We start from the raw sequence: 24,117 nt of genomic DNA, 5'->3' as shown, positions 1-24,117 counted from the left end.
TCACCGGTTCTGCAGGGAAGCGATCCACGTCTTGGCGGCGCTGAAAGCGGCTTCGGAGACCTCCGGCAGCACCTGCTGGGGCTTCTCATCCGCCCGCGGGTAGGAACCCAGGAAACGCAGTTTCGGGGAGATCCGGTGGATGCCGGCCAAGGCGTCAGCCACCCGGTCCTCCTGTATGTGGCCCTCCAGGTCAATGGAGAAGAAGTAGCTGCCCAGTCCGTTACCGGTGGGCCGGGACTCGATCCGGCACAGGTTGACCCCTCGGGTGGAGAAATGCTCCAGGATCTCCATCAGCGCACCCGGCCGGTCTTCCGGCAGTGGAATCATGATGGTGGTTTTATCCGCCCCGGTCATCGCAGGGATCGGTCCCGGCTTGGCGGTGAGCACGAACCTCGTCACGGCACCGGAGACATCCTCGATGCCAGTGGCGATGATGTGCAGCCCCAGCTGCTGTGCCACAAGCGGAGCACAGATGGCGGCATCGGCAATGGGACGTTCTGCCAGGAGACCGTGGGCTGCCGCGGCCGTGGATGACGCCGGGACATATTCGGCGGTGGGCACAGTAGCCTCGGCCCAACGCCGGACCTGCGCCCAAGCGTGGGAATGGGTAGCTACTGAGCGGATCGCACTGAGCGCTAGCGGCTCTTTTGAGACCAGCACGAAGCTGATGGGCACCAGCGCCTCAGCGACAATGTGGAGGTCATGGGCCACTGAGACAGCATCCAGCGTGGCGGTCACTCCGCCTTCCACTGAGTTCTCGATCGGCACTACGGCGCCGTCGGCCTCCCCGGTATCCACCATGGTCAGGGCCGAGAGGACGCTGGCGGTGGGTACCCGCTGGCAGGAGGCACCTCCGGGCATCTTCTGCAGGGCGGCCTCGGTGAAGGTGCCGTGGGGCCCCAGGAATGAATAGGTGAGAGTGGCAGCTGTCATAGAACTCGCGGTTCTCCTTCTGCAGATTCAAGGGGGCGCCCGTCCTGGATCCAGGCGTCATATCCGCCGGCGACGAAGAACACGGAGTAGCCCTGGGTGGTCAGCCATTGGGTGATCTGCACGCTGCGTCCGCCGGTTCGGCAGATGACGTAGTAGTCCTCGTCCGGGTCCAGCTCTTGCTCAAAGCGGGTGGGAATCTCATCGACTGGGATATGCAGGGCGCCTGGGGCGTGCCCGGCGTCGAACTCATAGGTCTCCCGCACATCCAGCAGGTATGCATCTGCTGGAACCTGCGCAGCTGGAACAGTCTCAAAGTCCATTCTGGCGCTCCTTCCCGTCTTGCGAGGACTTGCCGCTCCAGGGTATCCCGTCCTGTACCACCAGGGTCTTGGCGGGACACGTTGGTCCACATAGTGTGGTGACATGGAGCATCTGCCAGCAGCACCTGCCCCCTCTGCCGACCACATCACCGACCGCTCCATGACTGATTTTCGCGCTGCCGCCGCCTGGCAATGGCGTCAGGCAGTTCTCGATGGCGAGGTCTCAGTGGTGGAGCTTGCCTCCGCTGCACTGACTGCTGCGGCCACCAGGAGCGGGCTCGGCGCATTCGTTCATCTGGACCCGGACTACGCTCTTAGCCGGGCCGAGCAGCTGGATCGGACCATTGCTCAACTGCGTCGGATTCAGGGAACGACGACGGCGGCCGCGGAGCTTTCTGCTCGGGCGCCGCTATTGGGGCTGCCTATGGCGTTCAAGGATCTCGTGCCGGTGGCGGGCATGCCGCTCACTTTGGGTACGCGGGCGCTGCCGGTGCAGATCCCAGCGGTGGATGCACCTTTGGCGCGGAGGCTTCACCGTGCGGGAGCTGTGAGCATCGGTAAAACTCAGGTGCCCGAGCTGGGACTGCACTGCTATTCGGAGAACCAGATTGCCGCTGCTGCCAGGAATCCGCTGGATCTGTCCAGGACAGCTGGTGGGTCTAGCGGAGGGTCGGCCGCCGCTGTCTCTGCCGGAATCCTGCCATTTGCACCGGGCAGCGATGGAGGCGGGTCGGTGCGGATACCTGCGGCTGCCTGCGGACTGGTGGGGCTCAAGCCAGGACGCGGCAGGCTCCCTGATGATGATCAGGACCCAGGCGTGCAGAACCTGCCTGTTTCCGGGCCGCTGGCGTCCTCTGCGGAGGATGCGGCGTTACTTTTTGATGTGATGGCCGGGCATCGTTTTGCGTCGCCCACCGGTAGCCGCACACTCGGGCCGGCCACGGGGCCGGCTCAGCGCAGGGTGCAGCACGCTCTGAGTCAGGGACTGGAGCCGGTGCGGGTGGGCGTCACCATGGAGTCACCTTTCTCTCCGGAGCTGGAGATCGTGCTGGCAGATGATGCCGTGGTCGCCGTGCAGGAGGGCATTTCTCGACTCCAGGATGCCGGGCACATGATTCAGGGGACAGATCGCTGCACCGGTGCAGACCGATTCTGGCCCGCGGACTACTTCGAGAACTTCACGTCCCTGTGGACTTCCCGGCTAGCCGGTGCAGACTTCCCTACTGAGGTCTTCGCCGAACTGGAGCCTCTAACTCAGCACTACCTGGAGGTAGCGGCCTCGCGCTCAGCAGCCGATGTGCAGAAATCACTGACAGCACTTGGGGACTTCAGCGCCGGCGCTGAGGACATCTTCGGGCCCTGGGACGTGATTCTGACGCCGCTGCTGGCTTCGGCACCGCCAGAGATCGGCTGGTTCTCAGCCTTTAGCCCGGAACAGAACTACGTGGAGCAGTGTCGCTTCACTCCGTACAGCTCAGTAGTCAACGTCCTCGGACTCCCGGCTGTCAGTGTGCCTGTGCATACTGACAGCCGGGGCCTGAGCTGGTCGGTGCAGCTTATGGGCAAGCACGGCTCAGAGGAACTTCTCCTGGCCCTTGCTGCGGTGATCATGCGCCGGTAACCTCGGGCGCAGCATCAGTACTGCCGCGGCAGCAGATGATAGGCGCGGATGGCATCCTCACGGCTCTTCTCGGCGGCTAGTTGCGATTGCAGACGTGACCACTGCTTTTCTGCGCGCTGGGTCCGGCGCTCGTGGCTGGCTGCTGCGGATTGCTGAGCCCAGCGAACCAGCTGCTGACCTATATGAATACTTATTCGTTGAGGTATCGAGTAACGGTAAACGGTAGACATGATGATCCTGTTTCATGGCAGAAGACATAGTCCTGCCTGGGAATTTTTGGGCACAAAAAATGAGCGTGACAAATGACCAACAAATCAAGAGTCAAACTTGAGATACGCACTGCTTCTGGCGCCGATTTAGATGAAGAAGTGAGGGCGCTCTAAAAACAAGTGCGGTGATGTGCTTCATTGAAGCGGACGCAGTGGTACGCAGATCAGTTCATATAGATCTACGGCAGCAGCGAGAGTCCCGACGCCGGGCCCCGCGAATCATAGGGGATTCAGCAGGCGGCAGAGACGGATCTGCCGAGTTCGCGGGGCCCAAACACATCTGGGAAACCTCCCAGACGGTTCACCGTTGCTGTTGAAGCATTCATCCTGGTGATATTCATGTGCCCCTCCTCTCAAAGGCTAGATCCGATTAGTGACGTTTATGAAGATAGCACGTAAATACCGGTCGCGGAATCTTTTCGACGAAATTATTACGAACAAGTTTCTGCGCAGCTGGCTGGCATTGTTTGGACCGATTTCCTGAGGGCATGCAGAATGGTCGAGACTCTTTACCAAGCAAGAACTCCAAGTCACTAGTCTCTGGGCTCGCCCAAGCTCACCGGTTCAGGCTCATCGACTGAGGACAGATCCGCTGAGGCCAGCTCATCCCCTGCAATTCGCTCGGCAGGCTTATCTCTGAATCTCGGCGCGGGAGGAGTCCAGGGCTTGAGCTTCTGGAGGATCTCGGCATAGAAGTGGTCGACTGATGAAGTCACTGAACTAATAAAAGAACTGCTGCTGCGCGTCGAGCGTGCGACACCCATCGGGTAGATCTTTGTGACCCGGAACCGTGTGATCTCCTTGCTTGCATCAGGGATGATCACTTTCTCGTCTGCCCGTATCTCGTTGATGTCTGCCGCAACACCACGACCTCGATAGATAGCTTCGATGACGAGATCCGCCTGGTCCTCCCCCAACTGACGAAGCAGCCAACGCACACGGGTGTCACTACGTGCATGGCCGGAAGCCGGGACTGTAGCGGATACATGAATCTGCTGGCCCCGCAGGTCACAGCTGATCTCGATGTCTGCCACGGTGTCGGGGATCCGGATTCTCGCAGCTAGACAGCTATCCCGATTGAGGTGCTCAACAAGCTCCGCAGTCCGCTCAGATGGATTCTGGATATGGCGACGAGGCAGCTGAGGAAGGACCTCTGTACCTAACCTCTGCCCCAGCCTCAAACAGGCAAATCGGATGAGTGCGTCGAACCTGACCGCGATCTCCTCCACCTCAGGATCGCCTTTTCGAATGACCCCCTTCCGAGCAGCGTCTCGAACTCTTATCCACGAGGCTCCCATATCGCTGAAATCGAGTGCCCCGGAGTTCTCATGCTCCAAATAACGGATGAGCTCACCAAGTATCCATGCCTGTTCAGGGTCGTCGATGCCATGAACTTCTTTCTCCATCACTGCCATAGACATGATCCGAACCCACGAGAAGTGGAATACATCAACAGTCTTCAGTTTTCTCTTATCCAACTGCAGGGGGTGCGCCCCAAGGACCGGAGGAATCTCATTGGAAATCGTGATGACCGCGTCGAACTTCTGCTCCTTGGCGACGTCCAGGTACGCTTCGACCTGCTCTACGGCCAGGTCGTTCTTCCCCGTCTTTACTTCGACCAAAGCTGTCCACTGGCGCTTGCCACGACTTACGCGTATAAGTCCATCTGGCCGAACCTGTCTCTTGTCCAACTCAAAAGGCACTTCGATGTACGTCTCAATTTTGCCCGCCGGTGCCCCGCACGACTTGAGAATTGCACGGCCAAAATCACCGACCGCCCCCAGTACTGCCAATAACGCTGACGTCGCGCGCCGCTCCTGCTCCTGCGCACTGCCAATCCCAGATGTAGGGATCAAACGTGCTTCGTGCCAAGTCTTCGGAATCACTGCTTCCCCTCCAATGCCCCATTGAGATATAGATCACTATAAGCAAAGGATCTCCTGGGATTACGTATTGACGTCGCCTCAGACACTCAAGAAGAAGGCCCTCACCAGATCATGTCGATCCGGCGAGGGCCTTCAGAGTTCGTTAGACGAGGCTGCAGCTACCGGGCGTCGTCGTTGTGCATCTTTTCCAAGTCATCACGGTTGACCGGCGTCGCCAGAGCCGCGTCGTCGCCCTCTTCGACGCCGACATCCGTGCCGCGCCAGCGAGCGATCGCACTGAGGACGTGGTAAATCAGCAGAGCAGCGATCGAGCCGATAGCGATGCCCTCCAGTTCAATCTCGCCGAAAATCATTGTGAAGTTGGCAATGGCGATGATCAGCGGCACCCCGGCAGCGGCGAGGTTGATCGGGTTGGAGAAGTCCACCTTGTTCTGCACCCAGATACGCACGCCGAGGATACCGATCATGCCGTAGAGCACCGTGCCAGCACCTCCCAGTACACCATTTGGGACAGTAGCGATGAGCTGACCCACCGGAGAGATCAGGGCCAGCAGGATCGCGAACGCACCTGCCACCCAGTACGCAGCAGTGGAGTAGACACGGGAGGAGGCCATCACACCGATGTTCTCTGCGTAGGTCGTGGTACCCGAGCCGCCACCGCTGCCTGCCAGCATGGTGGCAAGTCCATCTGCCATCAGAGCACGGCCGGTAACCGGATCCAGGTCGCTATTGGTCATCAGCGCCACGGACTTCACATGGCCGACATTCTCGGCCACCAGAACCAGCACCACCGGAAGAAACAGACCCAGTACGCCGATGTGGAACTCCGGCGCAGTGAACTGCGGCCACCCGAACCACTTCACCTGCAGCAGAGCCGAGAGGTCGCCGTCGAAGACTCGATGCAGCGCAGGATCCATATTTGAAAAGTCGACTTCTCCGCGGAACAACGCGACGAAGTAACCGACCACTACACCGAGCAGGATTGAAAGCCGTCCTAGCAGTCCCCGAAACAGCACGCCGGCCACCAGCATGGACACGATCGTCACTGTGGCGGTGATCGGTGCACCTTGGACATTGCCCCAGGCTGCTGGCGCGAGGTTCAAGCCGATCAGTGCGACGATGGCCCCGGTCACCACAGGGGGCATCAGCACCTGGATCCACCGGGCTCCGGCGAAGTGAACCACAACTCCGATGAGAACCAGCAGCGCACCGGTGGCAAGGATGCCGCCAAGAGCACCGCCCATTCCATAACTTCCCATCGCCGCGGCAACTGGGGCGATAAAGGCGAAGGATGAGCCCAAGTAGCTAGGCACGCGGCCCGCGGTGATGATCAGGAACAGGATGGTCCCGATACCTGAGAAGAGAAGCGTGGTGGAAGGCGGGAAGCCAGTAATGAGGGGTACTAAGAACGTGGCACCAAACATGGCGACGACATGCTGGGCCCCGATGCCGAGGGTCTGGAACCAGTTCAGCCGCTCGTCAGGTGTGACGACAGCGCCTGGGCGGATGGTCTTGCCGTCTCCGTGAAGACTCCAGCCAAAGCCGGGAAAGATCTGATTATTCACGGACCACTACTCTATCGGGCAGTTGGCCGCAGACACAGACGTGCCGGGCAGGAAGTTCAGCTCCTGCCCGGCACGTTGTGTGAGTGTGTAAAGCCTCAGGTCCGGTTGTTGTCGCCGGTGACCGAGTCCTTGGCCTTAGAGGCTGCGTCCTTGACGTTCTCTCCGGCGTCCTTCAGTTTGCCCTTGAGGTTCTGACCCTGACCTTCACGCTCAGTTTCTTTGTCCCCAGTGAGCTTTCCGACGCCTTCTTTAGCTGAACCAGAGGCCTTATCGGACTTTGCATCAAACTTGTCATCGAGTCCCATATGGTGACTCCTCTCTGTCGCGGACGTTTCAACCCTCACGCTACAAGTCGCGTACAGCAGTGTGAAGCCGCTCAAGTGGATTCAGTGCAATCTCCCAGTCACTATCCAGACTTCAAAAGCGCCTCGAGGCACAAAAGTTAATCACGAATCAATAACTCTCTCATCTATTCTCAGAACAATGAAGGCTCCACCCAGTGCATCCCGCGGCATGACAAGCCTGTGACCTCACGGCTTTTCTGGCAAGAATTGACCAGGCGGACCTTCGCTGTCGCTTTTTTGGTGTTTTTCATGGCTTCTCCGGTTGATTCCCAGGAAAGCCTCACTAGGGTTGGGCCGTGATGAGTAGCGCCGAAACTTCTCCTGCCCAAAACAGCCCAGAACCCGACGCAGAGCCGATCATCCTGCGGGCTCCTACAGTGGCCGACGGCGCTGACCTCTGGCGTCTGGCTAAAGGCACTGGAGTCCTGGATACCAACACTCCCTACGCCTACATCCTGTGGACACGCGACTTCGCAGAGACCAGCGTGATCGCTGAAATCGGCGGAGAACCCGCAGGCTTCATCTCCGGCTACCACAAGCCCTCAGACCCCCAGACGCTCTTTATCTGGCAGGTGGCCGTGGATTCAGAGTTCCGCGGCCGCGGTCTGGCCAAGAAGATGCTCTTTGAGCTGGTCTCACGCTCCGGCGCCAGTCGGCTGGAGACGACCATCACCGCAGACAACCAGGCCTCGATTGCCCTGTTCACCGCGCTCGCCCGGGAACACGGCACCGAGCTGCAGCGCAAACCGCTGTTCACCGAGGATTACTTCCCCTCCCCTGATGAGACTGGCGAAGACCATGCCGCCGAAGATCTCTACACGGTAGAACCCCTGCAGCAGAGCTGACTGACCCCCTAAACCCCATATCCACACATTCGAACTAGGTATACAAGGACTCACATTATGGCTACTGACATCTTCGAGACCCGCGAATCCCAGGTACGCAGCTACTGCATGAACTGGCCAGCGGTGTTTGAGAAGGCTTCCGGCTGCTACCAGTACACCGAGGACGGCACTCGCTATCTCGACTTCTTCTCCGGGGCCGGCGCTCTGAACTACGGCCACAACCATCCTGAGCTGCGCGACCTGCTGGTGGAGTATGTGGCCAATGATGGAGTCACCCACTCCATGGACATGAAGACCCCGGCAAAGCGCCGATTCCTGGAAACCCTCGAGCAGCTCATCCTGAAGCCTCGGAACCTGGACTACAAAGTGATGTTCCCCGGCCCGACCGGAACCAACACTGTTGAGGCGGCCCTGAAGCTGGCCCGCAAGGTCACCGGCCGCCAGCACATCCTCTCCTTCACCAACGCCTTCCACGGAATGACCCTGGGTGCGCTGTCGGTGACCGGTAACTCCATGAAGCGCCGTGGCGCCGGCATTCCGCTGACGAACTCCTCGAAGATCCCCTACGACGACTACTTCGACGGCGATATCCCAGACTTCATCTGGCTGGAAAAGGTTCTGGAGGACTCCGGCTCGGGCGTGGATAAGCCTGCGGCGGTCATTGTGGAAACCGTTCAGGGCGAAGGCGGCCTCAACGCCGCACGCATGGATTGGCTCAAGGCTCTGGCTGACCTGCTCAAGCGGCACAACATCCTGCTGATCGTCGACGACGTGCAGGCCGGCTGTGGACGTACCGGCAAGTTCTTCTCCTTCGAAGAGGCCGGCATCTACCCGGATATCGTCTGTGTCTCCAAATCCATCTCCGGCTACGGCCTGGCTATGGCTCTGACCCTGTTCAAGCCTGAGCTTGATGTCTGGGAGCCCGGTGAGCACAACGGCACCTTCCGCGGTAACAACCTCGCGTTCGTCACCGCAGCCCGCGCATTGGAACTCTTCTGGTCAGACGACTCCTTCCAGCAGGAGCTCGGTGAGAAGATCCAGCAGCTGCGCGAAGGTCTGGAGAAGGTCTCTGCACATGTGAAGGACTCAACCGTGCGTGGCCGCGGTTTCCTCACCGGCATCTGGTTCCCCAACCCCGATACCGCCGGCAAGGTGGCAGCCGAGGCTTATAAGCGCAACCTGCTGCTGGAAACCTCCGGACCCGAGGATGAGGTCATCAAGCTGATGCCGCCGCTGAACATCAGCTCCGAGGATCTGCAGAAGGGCCTGTCCATCCTGGAGGAAGCCGTCCTGGCGGCCACTGGACAGCACGGCGAGCCCTCCCGCCTGCGTCCCCCGCACTGACAGCGTTAGTCCCGGCGGCGGGCACGGGTCCCGCAGCTGCAGCGGGCTTTAGTAACCCGGGCGCAATCTCTGGTTGCAGTATGAAATACAGGTACGGCACCGTCGTCCCTCACCACGTACTTAAGGAGTGAGTATGTACACCCTGAACATCAACGATCTCAACGGCACCGACCGCGATATCGATACCCCCAACTGGCGTTCTCGCCGCATGGTGCTCGCTAAGGAGAAGGTCGGCTTCTCCCTGCACGAGACCACTTTGCGCCCCGGCACCCACAACGAGTTCTGGTACGCCAACCACATCGAGGCGGTGTACTGCGTGGCCGGCAAGGGCACTCTCACCAATCTGGAGACCGGTGAGAAGCACCAGATCACCGACGGTTTCCTCTACCTCCTGGACGGCCACGAGAAGCACCAGGTGGACGTAGAAGAGGAGATGCGGATGGTCTGCGTCTTCAACCCGCCGGTCACCGGCCGCGAGGTCCACGATGAAGACGGCGTCTACCCGCTGATCGTCGAAGAGGACTAATAGCGCCCTTACCTAGCACTACTGAGGGGTCCTGTGTAACGCCGCTACGCAGGACCCCTCAGTAGTGCCGCCAGCCCCTCACCGCGTCATTCGGTCACGCATTGTGACCATATTCTTGCGCTCTGGGCTGTTGAATCAGAGGAAAGTACCGTCATATCGCGTGACCGAACGATGTGGCTATGAAAACGGTGTGGCGAGGAACAGGACTAGGGCTAGGCCGTGGCCTCGGACAGCATCCGGCGCAGGCGCGCAGGATCAAACTTCCAGAAGTCGCGGACGGTCCCGTTGATGCGCAGCACCGGAATCTCCTCTGCGTACTGAGCGCGCAAGGCGTCGTCGTCGCTGATATCCAGTTCGGTGTAGCTCAGCCCGAACTCGGCACAGGCTGCCGCGGTGACGGCCAGGGCCTCCTCGCACAGGTGGCAGCCCTGTTTAGTCAGAACTTCCACCGAAACCTGCTGTGTCATCTGGACTCCTTTGCTGCGGTGCGGACTAAGGATACAGAAAGACCCCGGCTGCATTAGCCGGGGCCCACTGTACTGAGAAGAAGCTACTACTTCTTATTGCGCCGCTGGTGGCGGGTCTTCCGCAGACGCTTGCGGTGCTTCTTCTTCGCCATGCGCTTGCGGCGCTTCTTGATGACTGAACCCATAGGGGAATACGTCCTTTGTCTGTCGGGGGGCGGGGCACGCGGTGCCCCTAGGCCAAAAAGGTCTCAAGGTAGTGTAACGATTCCGCGCGAACACGGCGAACTGAGACCCCACGACGCCGCCCGCGGGCCCCTCAACGGCCGTGAGCAGTCCGGCCGCGGAACCCTTTAGGCGTGATGGCGGGCAAGGCTTTGCCCGCCGAGAGCGTGGCGGGGTTTCCCCGCCCGCGGAACCAACTCAGTCGAACCAGGGGTCCAGACCGTGCAGCGGGAAGATCTCCTTACGCGTCTGGATCACCGCGCGGTCCACACTGTCCTCGGGGTCGTAGCCGAGTTCCCAGGTCCGCCACCACAGTTCGGCGTCGTCGGTCATCTTCTCCGGTGCTTGCACGCTGTAGGTGGTCTTGATGTGTTCCCGCCAGGCCTGCGGCGTGGTTGCGGCCAGCGGAACCGGGTTTCCGGCGGCGATGGCGGTCAGATGCGTCCAAGCCCGCGGCACCACATCAAATACTGAGTAGCCTCCTCCGCCGGTGGCGATCCAGCGGGACTCGCAGTGCTCTTCGGCCATGTGGCCGATATCAAAGGCCATCTGCCGCTGCGCATCCACGCTGAGGTGAAGATCGCTCATGGTGTCTGCGGAGTGGGAGTCACAGCCGTGCTGAGAGACGATGACCTCGGGTTCGAAGGCCGCGACAAGCGCAGGCACGACAGCGTGGAAGGCTCGCAGCCAGCCGGCGTCACCAGTGCCTTCAGGGATCGCGATATTGACGCTGGTTCCCTCAGCCCCCGGGCCGCCAGTTTCATTAGGGAACCCGGTGCCGGGGAAGAGCGAGACTCCGCTCTGGTGCAGAGAGATGGTCATGACTCGGGGGTCGTTGTAGAAGATCTCCTGGGTGCCATCCCCGTGGTGGGCATCCACATCGATGTAGACCGCACGGCAGGCGCCCAGATCCAACAGCCGCTGAATGGCCAGGGCAGCGTCGTTGTAGATGCAGAATCCTCCGGCCTTAGCGCGGGAGGCATGGTGCATCCCTCCGGCGAAGTTCACTCCGTGCACTGCGGTGCCGGTGTGCAGCTGCTCGGCGAGCATCAGGGTTCCGGAGGCGATGCGGGCGGCGCCCTCGTGCATGTCAGCGAACACCGGGGTGTCCTCGGTACCCAATCCACATCCGCCATTGGGCTCACCGCTCTCAGCAGCACGCTTGACCGCCTCGATGTACTCACGGTCATGGACGCTCAGCAACTGCTCGTCACTGGCCAGGCCCGGTACCAGCATGCTGAGGTTCGGGGCACCAAAGACACCGAGCTCTCGGCACAGCCTTTCGGTCAGCTCCAACCGCACCGGGTCCATCGGGTGGGTGGCATTGAACTTGTAGTTCAGCAGGGCGGGATCCCACACCACGGATGTGGGAAGAGCGGAGCCTGATGAGCGCTGGGTCACAGCCCCAGGGTACCGCCCAGGAGGGTCTATTCTCCCGTTGTGAAGCAGGAGGTAAGCGCGCTGGCTAGGCGTGATCTGCGAAGTACTCCAGCTTATGGACGTCGCCGGAGACCACGATGGTGTCACCAGGAGAGATCAGCGTATCCGGCTGGGCGTAGACGAACTCCTTGCCGGGGGACTTCACACCCACAATGTTGATTCCGTGACGCTTGCGCGGCTGGGATTCATCAATGGTCTTCGACTGCAACGCCTTGGGCGGACGCATCTTCACGATCGCGAAATCGTCGTCGAACTTGATGAAGTCCATCATCTGTCCCGAGACCAGGTGGGCGGCACGGACCCCGGCGTCGTGCTCTGGGTAGATCACATGGTGGCAGCCGATGCGGGTGAGGATCTTGCCATGGGTGGGGTTGATGGCCTTGGCCCACACCTGGGTGACGCCGAGGTCCACCAGGTTCGCGGCGATCAGCACACTGGACTCGATGGAAGTACCCACGCCCACCACGGCGGAATCGAACTCCTCGGCACCAAGCTGGCGGAGCGCTTCGATGTCTGTGGCGTCGGCTTCGACGGTGTGGGTCAGCGAGTCAGCGTACTTCTGCACCAGTCCGCGGTGCCGGTCCACGGCCAGCACCTCTTTGTTCTGGCTGACCAGTTGCTGAGCCAGGGCGATGCCGAAACGCCCCATGCCCACTACCAGGACGGGCTTATTGGTCTTCTCGTTCCTTTTAGCCAATGATCGGCCTTCCCTCGGGATAGCGGTAGCGGATGCGGCTTTGGCGAATGGTCAATGCCGCAGCGAAGGTCATGATGCCCACGCGACCGGCGAACATCAAAGCTGAAAGGACGTAGAGGCCCGACGGCGGGAGCTCTTCGGTCAGCCCTGAGGTCAGCCCGCAGGTGGCGAAGGCGGAGATGGATTCAAACAGGGGGCGCTCTAAGTCTTCCCCGGTGATGATGATCAACGCCAGAGTGGAGAGCAGGACGAAGGTGGCGCCCATGGCCACCACGGAGACACCCACGCGCACAGCCTGAGCGGGGATAGTCCGGCCATGGGCAGAAGAGTCCTCGTGGCCGCGGGCCTCGGCGAGGAAGGCCAGGAAGATCACCGCAAAGGTGGTGACTTTGATGCCACCGGCGGTGGAGGCCGATCCGCCGCCCACGAACATCAGGGCGTTGGTGATCAGCATGGTCTCTGAGTGCTCCATGACGTTCTCCACCACGGAGAAACCGCCTGAGCGCATCATGACCGAGGCGAAGATCGAGTTCTGGATCTTCTCCCCGGTGGTCATGGTGCCGATGGTGTCGAGGTGGTTCCATTCAAGGATGGCGTAAAGCACTGCGCCCACCACCAGGAACAGCGTGGTGATCTCCATGGTGAGCTTGGTGTGCAGGCTCCAGCTCTTGATATGCCAGCGGTATCGCCACAGCAGCAGGAGCACCGGGAATCCGAGGCTTCCGACAAATACGCCGACCATAAGCGTCCACAGCACAATGGGGTCGTGGTTGACCCCGGCGAGGCCGTCGGCGTGAATGACGAAGCCTGCATTGTTGAAGGCGCTGATGGCGTAGAAGATCCCGTGCCAGAATCCGCGCAGGATGTCGCCTTCAATGATGATCAGCCGGGGTATCAGCACCAGCGCGAGGACGGCCTCGGCGACGACGCTGCAGATCACCACGGTCTTGATCAGTGAGCCGACTTCGCCGAGTTTTCCGGTGGAGATGCCTTCCTGAGCCACCAGACGGGTGCGAAGACCCAGGTGATGCGTCACTGAGGCTGCCACTAGTGAGGCCAGCGTCAGGATGCCCAGGCCGCCTACTTGGATGCCGGTGAGGATGACGATCTGCCCGGCCAGCGACCAGTGCTCAGCGGTGTTGACCGGGGACAACCCGGTCACTGAGACCGCAGAGGTGGCCACAAACAGGGCGTCATGGAACTCAGGGGACTCACCTGTTGCTGTGGACCAGGGCATCATCAGCAGTGAGGTGAACAGAGCGATCACCGCGGCGAAAATCAGCAACGCCATGCGCGGGGGTGAGGATCGAGTCAGTCGGCCGACTGCTCGTTTGATCGTCTCCCACGCGGTTGATGTGGCTGCGTCCCCTTGCGGCACGCGCCTACTCTACGACGAATTCCGCCCAGAGGTGATTTCGCAGCTTCAGGGAATAGTTGAGCCGCCAAATGTCAGCACCTGCAGAGGTCCCTTATTGCGGTGCCGAGAGCTCCTCGGTGATCTCCGCCGCCCGGGTGGATGAGGCTTGTGCTCCAGACCGGATCGCGGAGCCCATATCCGCGGCGTCGAAGGTCTCGATGGCTTTCTGGGTGGTGCCGTTGGGGCTGGTGACGTTGCGGCGCAGCTGGGCGGCGTCGTGGGTGCCCAGGTTCTCCACCAGCATTTTTCCGGCACCGTAGATGGTCTGTGCGGCCAGATCTGCGGCCAGCTGCGGATCCAGTCCCATCTCCACGCCGGCAGCGGCCATATGCTCGGCCAGGTAGAAGGCGTAGGCGGGCCCTGAGCCCGCTACACCGGTGAGCGCGTCGATCTGCTCCTCGGGCAGCACGTGGACGCGCCCAGAGGCTCCCAGCAGCTGTGCTACCTGCTCGGTGTGCTGCTGGTCGGTGCTGCGCCCGGGGGTGAGCCCGACGACGCCCAGGCCGACTGAGAGCGGGGTGTTGGGCATAGTGCGGATGACCGGCTGTCCGGGATTCAACGCCTGTTCCATCATTGCCACAGTGACGGCGGCAGCCACGGAGGCGACGACGGCCCCGGGCTTCAGCGCATCCTTGATCTCGGCGCAGAGCCCGGTGATCTGCGGCGGCTTCACGCCGAGGAAGACGACGTCTGCGGATGCAGCGGCGCGCTGGTTGGCCTCAGCTGTGGACTCTTCAGCCAGGACTTGGACTCCGTACTGGTCTGCTTTGGCCTGAGCTGAGGCTGCAGTTCGGGTGGTGGCGGTGATGTTCTCAGCGGGCACTCCAGCACCCAGCAGTCCAGCCAGGATGGCTCCGTTCATCGAACCCAGCCCCAGCATCGCGATTTTCGGTGCAGTCATGTCTCCACTCTAGGGGCAGGGCTGCAGGGGCTGAGGTTCCGTTACCCTCGTAAGCACCTACTCCTGGCCAAGGTGTTTGCGGGCGAAGGCCAGCGATTCAGCGAGCATGCGCTCGCGCTCCCCCACCTGTTTGGCTCCGCGGGTGGCGACCTCCACGGCCACCACGCCGTCGAAGCCCAGCTGCGGGAGCAGCTCAATGGTCTCGGCCACCCGCTGCTCGCCGTGGCCGGGCACGAGGTGATCATCTTTGAACCCGTTGGACCAGCCGTCGGTCAGGTGCACGTGGCGCAGCCGCCCACCGAGTTCGCGCACCGCCTCATAGGAATCCGCCTCTGCCGTGGCTGCGTGGGAGAAATCCCAGGTCACATGGGGGTACGGCTCAGGCACCGGGTCCCAATGCGGCAAGTACATGGTGGCCTCCCGGCCACCGGCCCGCCAGGGGTACATATTCTCCACCGCGATCAGCACCCCGGTGTCCTCCTCGATCTCCGCGATGCCGTCGGCGAAGCCCAACGCGTAGTTGCCCTGCCAGCGGAAGGGCGGATGGGCGACGACGACCTCAGCGCCCACAGCCTTGGCCAGAGCAGCCGAGCGGTGCAGTTTGTCCCAGGCGGATCCCCAGACCTGCTGAGTCAGCAGCAGAGTCGGAGCGTGGATGGAGTAGATCGGCAGCCCGAAGCGCTGTGAATACTCGTTGAGCTTCTCGGCTGACTGCGTCTCGGCACGATGGGTGACCATCACCTCCATGCCGTCGTAACCGAGGTCCTCGGCGATGGAGAACCCCTCGGCCACCCCCATGGGGTACACCGAGGAGGTGGACAGTGCCACCGGAATTTGGGGGGTCTGCTTCTCAGGCACGGGCATGCTCCACGGCGAGTGCTTTGACGTCCTTATGAGTGGGTCGGCGCAATTCCCTGGCCAAATCCACGTGTCCGACGGCGGGTGCGTGCGGGATCTCTACTCCGGCCTCCCGCGACAGTGCGTCCAGCCGGCGCAGAATCAGTCCTTCGCGCAGCGCCCAAGGGCAGATCCTCAGCTCTTCCACCTCAAAGGCACGCATTGCCGCCTCCGCAGCGACGGCACCGGCATAGACCTGCGCGGATCGCATGGCTGATACACCCGGCAGCTTGGCCCGCTCAGCGGCGGTCATCTCCCCAAGCTGCTTCACCAGCGGCTTGAGGTCCCGGTAGGCCAGCGTCCGCGGCACATAGGGACCCTCAGCGGAGGGAGCGGCACCGGTCATCCGCGCCAGGGAGCGGAAAGTCTTGGATGTTGCGGTGATCTCGGTGTGCCGGTTCAGCGAGGGGAACTCCCGGCGCGCGGCTTCAAACTCTTCCCGGGCGTAGCTGCGCAGTGCCTTGATCTGAGCCTTCGACGGCGCTGCGCCGTCGGCATAGGACTCAGGCAGCCACTCCCTGGTCAATCGGCCAGCCCCTAAGGGCACTGAGAGCGCCGTGGAGGGCAGCTCGTCCTGGCCATAGGCCAATTCAAAGCTGCCGCCGCCGATATCGAAGTTCAGGATGTGTCCGGCACTCCAGCCGCGCCAGCGCCGGACCGCGAAAAAGGTCATCGCCGATTCCTGCGCTCCGGTGAGCTCGGTGAGTTCCACTCCGGTTTCGTTCTCCACCAGAGCCAGCACCTCAGCGCCGTTGGCCGCCTCCCGGACAGCTGAGGTGCAGAAGCTGAGCATGTCCTCGGCCCGGTGCCGGGCGGCGAAGCGCACCGCCTCGGAGATGAAGCCCAGAAGCTCCTGCTGGCCCTCGGCGGTGATGGCGCCGTCGTCGTCGAGGTACTTCACCAGCGACAGCGGCCGCTTATGTGAGGCGAAGGCCTCCGGCTTGGCACCGATATGGGCGTCCACCAGAAGCAGATGCACGGTGTTCGACCCGATGTCGAGCACACCTAGACGCATAAGTGTTGTCTCTCCCCGTTAAGCCTTGGAGGCTGCTTTCTTGGCCCCGCCGGCAGTTTTCTTCGCCGGCGTCTTCCGAGCAGTGGACTTCGCTGCGGTTTTCTTCACCGGGCCCTTGGCGCGCTTCTCAGCCAGCAGGGAGAAGGCCTGCTCGGGGGTCAGCGCCTCAAGGGTCATACTGCGCGGGACCGTCACATTGGTCTCGCCGTCGGTGATGTAGGGGCCGAAGCGACCGTCCTTGACCACCACTGGTTTTTCTGTGGTCGGGTCTGTGCCGAACTCGGCCAGCGGCGGCTTGGCGGCAGCACGGCCGCGCTGCTTCGGCTGGGCGTAGATCTTCTTCGCCTCATCGAGTGTGATGGTGAACAGCTGCTCCTCGGACTCCAAGGACCGGGAGTCGCTGCCCTTCTTCAGATAGGGACCGAAGCGTCCGTTCTGGGCGGTGATCTCTTCGCCGTCGTCGTCGGTTCCCACCACACGCGGCAGGGACAACAGCTGCAGAGCCTCCTGAAGCGTCACCGTTTCCAGGGACATGGACTTCAGCAGCGAACCGGTGCGCGGCTTAGGCTGCTTCGGCTTCTTCTTGGGCTTGGGGTTGCCGTTCTTGTAGTACTCGGTGGGCTGAGCGTCCAGGTAGGCCTGGATCTCTTCCTCGGTCATCTCCTCGATGACTTCGGTGACGTAGGGGCCGAAGCGTCCGTCCTTGGCCACGATCTCCCGGCCGGTCTCCGGGTCCGTACCCAGAACCCGGCCGGAGTGCTGAGCCTGTTCGAAGAGCTCCTCAGCTTTGGCTGCGGTCAGCTCATCGGGGGCCAGGTCCTCCGGGAGGTTGGCGCGCTCCATCTTCAGCTCGCCGTTCTCATCGGCTTCACCGTCTGCGTTGGGTCGTTCCAGGTAAGGCCCATAGCGGCCTACCCGCAGGTTGACCCCGGGGGCGATCTCGATGGAGTTGATCGCGCGGGCGTCAATTTCTCCGAGGTTGTCCACCACGGCCTTCAGGCCCTCTTCGCCGGTGGAGGCACCGAAGTAGAAGCCCTGCAGCCAGGCTTCGCGCTCGACCTCGCCGCGGGCGATCTGGTCTAAGTCACCTTCTAGGCGGGCAGTGAAGTCATAGTCGACGTACTGGCCGAAGTGTTCCTCCAGCAGGCGGATCACGCTGAAGGCAGTCCAGGAGGGCACCAGGGCGGTGCCGCGCTTGGTGACATAGCCGCGGTCCATGATGGTGGAGATGGTGGGAGCGTAGGTGGAGGGGCGGCCGATCTCACGCTTTTCCAGCTCCGCCACAATGGATGCTTCGGTGAAGCGCGGCGGCGGTGAGGTCTCGTGCCCCTTGGCCTCAATATCCTCGCTGGTGAGGTTCTCACCCTCCTCCAGTTTGGGCAGGCGCTTGTTGCCGCCGCGGGAGTCGGCGTCGTCGCTCTTCTTCTCCGCATCATCTGCGACCTCTTCATAGGCCTGCAGGAACCCGGGGAAGGTGATGACCGTGCCGGAGGCGCCGAAGGTGGCCTCGCGGTACTTCGAGCCGTGGCTGTCTGCGGCAGTCCCGGTGAGACGCACCGAGGCGGTGAAGCCCTTCGCGTCCTCCATCTGGGAGGCCACAGTGCGCTTCCAGATCAGCTCATAGAGCCGGAACTCATCAGCGGAGAGTTCGTTCTTGACCTGCCGCGGAGTGCGGAAGGAGTCACCGGCGGGGCGGACGGCCTCGTGCGCCTCCTGTGCGGTCTGGTTGCGCTTGCCGTAGACGCGCGGGGAGGCGGGCACGGACTCGCCGCCGTAGAGTTCGGTGGCCTGTTTGCGGGCGGCGTTGATGGCCTCATTCGACAGCGTGGTCGAATCAGTACGCATATAGGTGATGTAGCCGTTTTCATACAGCCGCTGCGCCACCTGCATGGTCACCCGGGAGGAGAACCGCAGGCGCCGGGCCGCATCCTGCTGCAGGGTGGAGGTGGTGAAGGGCGGCTGCGGCCGGCGTGAGTAGGGCTTCTCCTCCACCGAGTCCACGCCGAAGCGGGTCCCGGTGAGGCTTTCGGCCAGGCTCTTGGCGTCGTCTTCGGAGAGCACGACGACGTCCTTGCGGCTCTTCTTCAGCTCGCCGCGGTCATTAAAGTCACTGCCGGTGGCGATGCGTGCCCCGTCTACGGCGTTGAGCTTGGCGGCGAAGGTCTCACCGCCGTCGGTGGAGAAGGTGCCGGAGAGATCCCAGTAGGAAGCTGTGATGAACGCCATGCGCTCACGCTCGCGCTCGACCACCATACGGGTGGCCACTGACTGCACACGTCCGGCGGATAGGCCCTTGCCGACCTTGCGCCAGAGCACTGGGGAGATCTCGTAGCCGAAGAGTCGGTCCAGGATGCGCCGTGTCTCCTGGGCGTCCACCACGTGCGTGTTGATCTCCCGAAGGTTCTCCATTGCCCGGCTGATGCCTTCTTTGGTGATCTCGGTAAAGGTCAGCCGGTAAGTGGGCACTTTGGGCTTGAGCACCTCGTAGAGGTGCCAGGCGATAGCTTCACCTTCTCGGTCGGCGTCAGTGGCCAGATAGAGTTCATCGGCCTGCTTCAGCTGCTGCTTCAGTTCCCGCACCTTGGACTTCTTGGAGTCGGAGATGACGTAGTAGGGCTCAAAGCCGTTCTCGGGGTCCACGGCGAATTTGCCGAAGGGCCCCTTCTTCATGTCCTGGGGCAAATCAGAGGGCTGTGGCAGGTCACGGATATGCCCGGCGGAGGCGTCCACAATGAAGTCATCACCAAGGTACTTGGCGATGGACCGGGACTTCGCGGGGGACTCGACGATGACGAGCTTTTTGCCTGCTGGCACTGATCTCCTTGGAGGCTTACGGGGTTTCAGCACGGCCGACCGGCCGTCGGATGCTCACTATAACAGTGCCTAGATACGCGCCGTTGAGGCGTTCATCTAGGCGCTGAGGAACCCATCTATATAGAGGTCAAGCACCTCGGCGGCCAGAGCATCCTCTTCGGTACCGGTGAGAGAGCAGACTGCGGGGATCAGCTGTGCGGCGCTGAATTCGCCATCGGCGGCACCGAGGAAGCCGGCCGCTGCCGAACTGACCGGCCGCGCCCGGCGCAATCCCGAGCCCTGCCGGGCAATGATGACTTCGGGGTGTTCGGCACCGAAGCGCTGGTAACGCTCCTCGGTGACATCTTCGGCGACCGTCAGCGACTGCTCCAGGATCTGCTCGGAGCTGTGCTGGGCAGCAAGGGCGCGTTCTACGGTGCGTCCGATCGCTGGCCCCAGCGGCTGCTGAACGTCTCCGGTGATCTCTTCGAAGCGCAGCCACAGTGCGGCATCCGGGGTTTCCGGCTTCTGCAGCCACAGCAGACCGAAGCCCACACCGCCCACCTGGCGGGAGGCGAAGTCCCGCAGGTAGTCGGCATAGCGCTGCTGGTACTGCTGCTGGTCACGTTCTTCAGCGGCATCGCGCAGCCAGATCTCCGCATACTGCGCAGGGCTCTGCCGGTCACGCTGGATGACCCAGGCATGGAGTCCAGCCTGCTGCACCCAGCTGCGGGGACGGTTCTCCCAGGCGTCAGCCTGGTCTGCGGTGGGCTGGTCTGCGCCGGACTGATCGGTGCTGGGCTGCTCTCCTCCGGAAGCGGCCGAGTCGTTCACCTTGATCTCCCAGTTGCCCAGCATCTGCGCCGTCCCGCCCGGGTTGAGCACCTCGGGCAGCCCCGCGATCAGCTCGGCCATCAGGGAGTCGCCTTCTCGTCCGCCGTCGCGGTAGATATAGCGCTGATCCTCATCCTCAGCGCTGCGCGGGGTGATGACAAAGGGCGGGTTGGAGACCACCAGGTCGAAGCGACGCCCGGCCACCGGCTCCAGCAGGCTGCCGTGGAGCAGTTCCACGCGCTCTTCCAGGGCCTCCGGATCTAACCGCAGGGCCGGTGCATTGAGCAATAAGTTGAAGCGCGCAAATTCCAGGGCGCGCTCGGAGATGTCGGTACCCACCACATGCTCTGCATGATCCAGCAGATGGACCAGTTGGATGCCGCAGCCGGTGCCCAGGTCCAGGGCCGTCTTCACGGTGCGGCGGTGAGTGGCGCTAGCCAGGGTCAGACTGGCCCCACCCACACCCAGGACATGATCATGCGGCAGCGCCCCGGCCAGCTGATGCGCGGCGAGATCACTGCTGATCCACAGATCCGCTTCCCCGGAGCGGGTCTCTACCTGGTAGGGACGCAAGTCAGCCCGCGGGATCACCCGCCCGCCGTCGTCGGTTCCGGTGGCCAGGACATCAGCAAGGTTCAGCTGCTGCAGGCCGTGGGCCCCAGTGCGTGGCAGGGCCCGGGTCAGCTGATCGCCGGTGACATCGGCTGAGACCAGCCACAGCCCGGTGAGCACTGCGCAGGCGTATTGCTGCCGGGGCAGTGAGTCTTCGTCCAGCAGCTGCTGGATGCGCAGCTGACCAGCCACCAGCTGATCCCGATCCAGGGCTGCCACTGGCTCTGCACCGAGGACTTCGGCCACGCCCTCATTGCTGAACCCTGCCTCCGCCAGGTCCTCACGCAGTGCGGTGATCAGCTGAAGGTCGTGGCTAGCAGGTGGAAGCGTCCCCGGGTAGGAAAGCACTTCGGCGTCGTCGGGGCTCATGCCTCAGCTGCCTGTGGTTCAGGCTGCGGGGTGCCCGTGTGCTGCGCAGCGCTGGCCGGGCGCCGGGTTTTCTCCAGCGGACCCGAGTTCGGGTCAGTAGGGTTCTGGGCCAGCCGTGCCTCACAGGTAGCGCAACGGGTGGTCTCGGGGATGTGCTTGCAGTTCTCGCAGTACAGGGCCAAGGTGGAGCACCCACGATCCACACAGTTATAGAAGGTGGAGGTGGGTCCGGAGCATTTCACGCACTCGCCGATGGTCTTGGCGTCCTCGCTGAACCGGGTGTTCATCCGCCCGTCGAAGACGTAGAGCTCACCTTCCCAGTAGCCGGAGTCCTGGTAGGTCTCCCCGTAGCGCACAATGCCGCCGTCGATCTGGTAGACCTCTTCGAATCCGCGGTTCTTCATCAGCGCGGAGAGCACTTCGCAGCGAATTCCTCCGGTGCAGTAGGTGATCACCGGCTTGTCCTTGAGGTGGTCGTATTTTCCGGAGTCCAGTTCGGTGATGAAGTCACGGGTGGTCTCGGTGTCCGGGACGATCGCGTCCTTGAACTTACCGATCTGGGCTTCCATGGCGTTGCGACCATCAAAGAAGGCCACTTCCACGCCCTGTTTCTTCTTCTCTTCGATCAGCTCATGGACTTCCTGGGGCTTCAGGTGCTGACCACCGCCGACGACGCCGTTCTGGTCCACCTTGACTTCGCCCGGTACGCCGAAAGCCACCAGCTCGGGTTTGACCTTCACAGAAAGCCGTGGGAAGTCCTCAGCGCCGCCGTCGGACCATTTGAATTCCATCTCCCGGAAGGGCTCATAGCTGCGCGTCTGCTTCACATATTGCTTGACGGCCTTCAGTTCACCGCCCACGGTGCCGTTGATGCCGTGCTCAGAGACGATGATGCGCCCTTTGAGGCCCAGATCGCGGCACAGGGCCTGTTGCCAGAGTCTGACAGCCTCAGGGTCAGCCAGCGGGGTGAAGTGATAGTAGAGGACAATTCGGGACATGCTCACACCTACCAGGGTACGCGGGGTCAGGACCGGTACGCGCGTTGGCCGCAACGCCTCGATTGTTATCTGACAGTTGTCTGAAAGGCCTACCTTGATGTGTGACTTTGCTTATATGGTCGAATCATGACAGCAGAACTCAGCGACGCACTTGTCAGCACCTGGGTCACCGGTTGGGCCCGGACCCACGGCTATGAGGTGCAGCACGAAGGCAAGGTCCACTCGGTTGGCCTTCCCGGAACTGACCGCGCCGAATGGGAGTACGTGCTTTACGCGCCATCTGAGACTGACCTGCGCAAAGTGGCCTCAGCAGTCTCCAAGAGCCCCCAGCGGCTGCTCACGGTGATCGCCGAACCCGGTGCCGATGTGCTGGATGTCTCCAGCGTTGATGGCCTGGAGCTGATCAGCGATGAGGAAAAGCTCATGGTGGTGGATATGGACAGTCAGGACGTGGAGGATCCCATCACTCCAGAGACCTTCACCACCCAGCGCGAGGACTTTGACGGCTGGACCCTGCTGACTGTTCTGCAGGGAGAGAATGTGGCCGCCCGCGGACGCATGGCGGTGGCTGATGACTTCTGCATCCTGGACCGTATCTATACCGCCCCGGATTATCGCCGTCAGGGGCTGGGCACTTTCGTGACCCGCGCCCTGCTGGCCATCGCCCATGAGCACGACGTCGACGAGGGCCTGCTGGTGGCCACTCACGATGGTCAGGAGCTCTATGAGTACCTGGGCTGGACCCACCTCGGCGATGTGCACGTGCTGGGCACACCCGGTGCTGCGGATCGCCGTCGACCCAGCCACTCTCAGGTTGATGAGGACATGAACTGAGCTTGGCTAGGGCTCAGGCCGCCTCTGGACTGCGTGAGTAGTCTGGCGCTGCGCACTCCAGGTGCGACGAGTTCGCTACGGTCGCGCATATGAGGGAACCGGTAATGCGCACCGCGGGAGTCGATCTTGCCGCGGGAAACAAGAGAACGGCGCTTGCCGTGATCGAGTGGAATCCGCAAGGCGCGCGCGTCGAGCAGCTCACTCTGAACGTTGACGACGCCGAGATCGTGCGTGTTGCGCAGCAGGTCGCGAAGGTAGGTATCGATTGCGCGCTTGGTTGGCCAGATGAGTTCGTTTCATTTGTCTCCGCCCACGCGAAGCTCACACACGCAGAACCGGTTGATGGAGGCATGGAATGGCGAAGGACGCTCGCCTACCGCGAAACAGACCGGCACGTGCGGCTGCAGACGGGCCGATGGCCGCTCAGTGTCTCTACCGACAGGTTGGGGCTTACGGCTATGCGGTGCGCGGGTTTGCTCGGCCGACTCGCGTCCAGCGGGCTCATAGTAGACCGGTCAGGTAGCCGCGGCGTCGTCGTTGAAGTTTATCCAGGTGCCACTCTTCGGTGCTGGGAATGGGACCTTACCGACTACCGGGTGAACCCCGCCGTGCGTCGTACCCTGATCCAGCAGATGGAACGCGAGGCTCCGTGGATTGACTTCGGATCGCACGCGGAGCTCATGGTCACCTCTGGCGATGCTTTCGACGCCGTACTGGCTGCCTTTACCGCACGCGCAGCCGCAAGAGGGTTGTGCATACCTCCCCCAGTTGAACATCGGCTCCGCGCTGAACGCGAGGGTTGGATCGCGTTGCCTTCATGTGGGCTGGGCGCTCTGCTGTAGCGCCCGGCGCCGGACACCTCGCTGAACACCCCCTGAACACAGCCCGAGGCCCCTTTCCTGCAGTGGATGCAACAAGCACCACGCGGAAAAGGGGCCTCGGTCTATGTGGTCAGTAGTGACTGCTCA

Annotated in this window: 23 protein-coding genes; 6 read left to right on the top strand and 17 right to left on the bottom strand. The window is 62.2% G+C overall.

Going from position 1 to position 24,117, the window contains the following annotated elements:
• Together pheA and ABEA23_RS06810 are read right to left on the bottom strand one after the other, a co-directional pair.
• Positions 1-933, bottom strand: coding sequence for a prephenate dehydratase (pheA, locus tag ABEA23_RS06815; protein ID WP_345477318.1), 933 nt, complete (start codon positions 931-933; stop codon positions 1-3).
• Entirely contained in the window at positions 930-1,253 is a 324-nt protein-coding gene (locus tag ABEA23_RS06810) for a rhodanese-like domain-containing protein (RefSeq protein WP_345477317.1), read from the bottom strand. The genes pheA and ABEA23_RS06810 overlap by 4 nt, the downstream gene beginning before the upstream one ends.
• A 103-nt stretch (positions 1,254-1,356) precedes the next feature.
• Between ABEA23_RS06810 and ABEA23_RS06805 the strand changes: the two genes are divergently transcribed.
• Entirely contained in the window at positions 1,357-2,874 is a 1,518-nt protein-coding gene (locus tag ABEA23_RS06805; RefSeq protein WP_345477316.1) for an amidase, read from the top strand.
• Between the two features lie 14 nt (positions 2,875-2,888).
• Here the strand turns inward: ABEA23_RS06805 and ABEA23_RS06800 are convergent, their stop codons facing one another.
• The 4 genes from ABEA23_RS06800 to ABEA23_RS06785 all read right to left on the bottom strand — a co-directional run bounded on the left by ABEA23_RS06800 (position 2,889) and on the right by ABEA23_RS06785 (position 6,899).
• Complete coding sequence (locus tag ABEA23_RS06800; RefSeq protein ID WP_345477315.1) at positions 2,889-3,104, bottom strand: hypothetical protein; 216 nt, start codon at positions 3,102-3,104, stop codon at positions 2,889-2,891.
• Positions 3,105-3,676: 572 nt separating this feature from the next.
• Complete coding sequence (locus tag ABEA23_RS06795) at positions 3,677-4,765, bottom strand: hypothetical protein (protein ID WP_345477314.1); 1,089 nt, start codon at positions 4,763-4,765, stop codon at positions 3,677-3,679.
• 422 nt (positions 4,766-5,187) lie between these two features.
• Positions 5,188-6,594: a uracil-xanthine permease family protein gene (locus ABEA23_RS06790; protein ID WP_345477313.1), complete on the bottom strand. Its 1,407-nt coding sequence runs from the start codon at positions 6,592-6,594 to the stop codon at positions 5,188-5,190.
• Positions 6,595-6,689: 95 nt separating this feature from the next.
• Positions 6,690-6,899 carry a CsbD family protein gene (locus tag ABEA23_RS06785; RefSeq protein ID WP_345477312.1) on the bottom strand — a complete coding sequence of 70 codons (210 nt, stop codon included), beginning with the start codon at positions 6,897-6,899 and terminating at the stop codon, positions 6,690-6,692.
• Positions 6,900-7,237: 338 nt separating this feature from the next.
• Between ABEA23_RS06785 and ectA the strand changes: the two genes are divergently transcribed.
• The 3 genes from ectA to ABEA23_RS06770 all read left to right on the top strand — a co-directional run bounded on the left by ectA (position 7,238) and on the right by ABEA23_RS06770 (position 9,653).
• Entirely contained in the window at positions 7,238-7,783 is a 546-nt protein-coding gene (gene ectA / locus ABEA23_RS06780) for a diaminobutyrate acetyltransferase (RefSeq protein ID WP_345477311.1), read from the top strand.
• Positions 7,784-7,840: 57 nt separating this feature from the next.
• Positions 7,841-9,127, top strand: a complete 1,287-nt coding sequence (gene ectB, locus ABEA23_RS06775) for a diaminobutyrate--2-oxoglutarate transaminase (protein ID WP_345477310.1) — start codon at positions 7,841-7,843, stop codon at positions 9,125-9,127.
• Between the two features lie 133 nt (positions 9,128-9,260).
• On the top strand, positions 9,261-9,653 hold the full coding sequence (locus tag ABEA23_RS06770) for an ectoine synthase (protein WP_345477309.1): 393 nt from the start codon (positions 9,261-9,263) through the stop codon (positions 9,651-9,653).
• 212 nt (positions 9,654-9,865) lie between these two features.
• On the opposite strand, the gene ABEA23_RS06765 is transcribed toward ABEA23_RS06770, so the two are convergent.
• From ABEA23_RS06765 to trhO, 11 genes are all read right to left on the bottom strand, one after another.
• On the bottom strand, positions 9,866-10,120 hold the full coding sequence (locus ABEA23_RS06765) for a glutaredoxin family protein (RefSeq protein WP_044495263.1): 255 nt from the start codon (positions 10,118-10,120) through the stop codon (positions 9,866-9,868).
• Positions 10,121-10,206: 86 nt separating this feature from the next.
• Positions 10,207-10,305, bottom strand: coding sequence for a 30S ribosomal protein bS22 (locus tag ABEA23_RS06760; protein ID WP_081652675.1), 99 nt, complete (start codon positions 10,303-10,305; stop codon positions 10,207-10,209).
• A gap of 235 nt (positions 10,306-10,540) precedes the next feature.
• Entirely contained in the window at positions 10,541-11,686 is a 1,146-nt protein-coding gene (locus tag ABEA23_RS06755; protein ID WP_425577203.1) for an acetoin utilization protein AcuC, read from the bottom strand.
• A gap of 121 nt (positions 11,687-11,807) precedes the next feature.
• On the bottom strand, positions 11,808-12,479 hold the full coding sequence (locus ABEA23_RS06750) for a potassium channel family protein (protein ID WP_345477308.1): 672 nt from the start codon (positions 12,477-12,479) through the stop codon (positions 11,808-11,810).
• Positions 12,472-13,857, bottom strand: a complete 1,386-nt coding sequence (locus ABEA23_RS06745; protein WP_345477307.1) for a TrkH family potassium uptake protein — start codon at positions 13,855-13,857, stop codon at positions 12,472-12,474. The genes ABEA23_RS06750 and ABEA23_RS06745 overlap by 8 nt, the downstream gene beginning before the upstream one ends.
• 91 nt (positions 13,858-13,948) lie before the next feature.
• The gene (proC, locus tag ABEA23_RS06740) at positions 13,949-14,797 is read right to left on the bottom strand and encodes a pyrroline-5-carboxylate reductase (protein WP_345477306.1); all 849 of its coding nucleotides are present in this window, start codon (positions 14,795-14,797) and stop codon (positions 13,949-13,951) included.
• A 57-nt stretch (positions 14,798-14,854) separates the two neighbouring features.
• On the bottom strand, positions 14,855-15,595 hold the full coding sequence (locus ABEA23_RS06735; protein ID WP_345478635.1) for a sugar phosphate isomerase/epimerase family protein: 741 nt from the start codon (positions 15,593-15,595) through the stop codon (positions 14,855-14,857).
• A gap of 52 nt (positions 15,596-15,647) precedes the next feature.
• Positions 15,648-16,709 carry a Ppx/GppA family phosphatase gene (locus ABEA23_RS06730; protein WP_345477305.1) on the bottom strand — a complete coding sequence of 354 codons (1,062 nt, stop codon included), beginning with the start codon at positions 16,707-16,709 and terminating at the stop codon, positions 15,648-15,650.
• An 18-nt stretch (positions 16,710-16,727) separates the two neighbouring features.
• Entirely contained in the window at positions 16,728-19,523 is a 2,796-nt protein-coding gene (gene topA, locus ABEA23_RS06725) for a type I DNA topoisomerase (protein WP_345477304.1), read from the bottom strand.
• A gap of 96 nt (positions 19,524-19,619) precedes the next feature.
• On the bottom strand, positions 19,620-21,317 hold the full coding sequence (locus tag ABEA23_RS06720) for a DUF7059 domain-containing protein (protein WP_345477303.1): 1,698 nt from the start codon (positions 21,315-21,317) through the stop codon (positions 19,620-19,622).
• Complete coding sequence (gene trhO, locus ABEA23_RS06715; RefSeq protein ID WP_345477302.1) at positions 21,314-22,321, bottom strand: oxygen-dependent tRNA uridine(34) hydroxylase TrhO; 1,008 nt, start codon at positions 22,319-22,321, stop codon at positions 21,314-21,316. Before trhO ends, ABEA23_RS06720 begins: the two co-directional genes overlap by 4 nt.
• 120 nt (positions 22,322-22,441) lie before the next feature.
• On the opposite strand from trhO, the gene ABEA23_RS06710 reads away from it, so the two are divergent.
• On the top strand, positions 22,442-23,149 hold the full coding sequence (locus ABEA23_RS06710) for a GNAT family N-acetyltransferase (RefSeq protein WP_345477301.1): 708 nt from the start codon (positions 22,442-22,444) through the stop codon (positions 23,147-23,149).
• 89 nt (positions 23,150-23,238) lie between these two features.
• On the top strand, positions 23,239-23,991 hold the full coding sequence (locus ABEA23_RS06705; protein ID WP_345477300.1) for a DUF429 domain-containing protein: 753 nt from the start codon (positions 23,239-23,241) through the stop codon (positions 23,989-23,991).
• Positions 23,992-24,117 lie beyond the last annotated feature (126 nt).

The organism is Nesterenkonia rhizosphaerae (genome assembly GCF_039544555.1).
GTDB lineage: Bacteria > Actinomycetota > Actinomycetes > Actinomycetales > Micrococcaceae > Nesterenkonia > Nesterenkonia rhizosphaerae.
The sequence above is the reverse complement of the archived record's forward strand: the minus strand, read 5'-3'. Positions and strand labels throughout refer to the sequence as shown.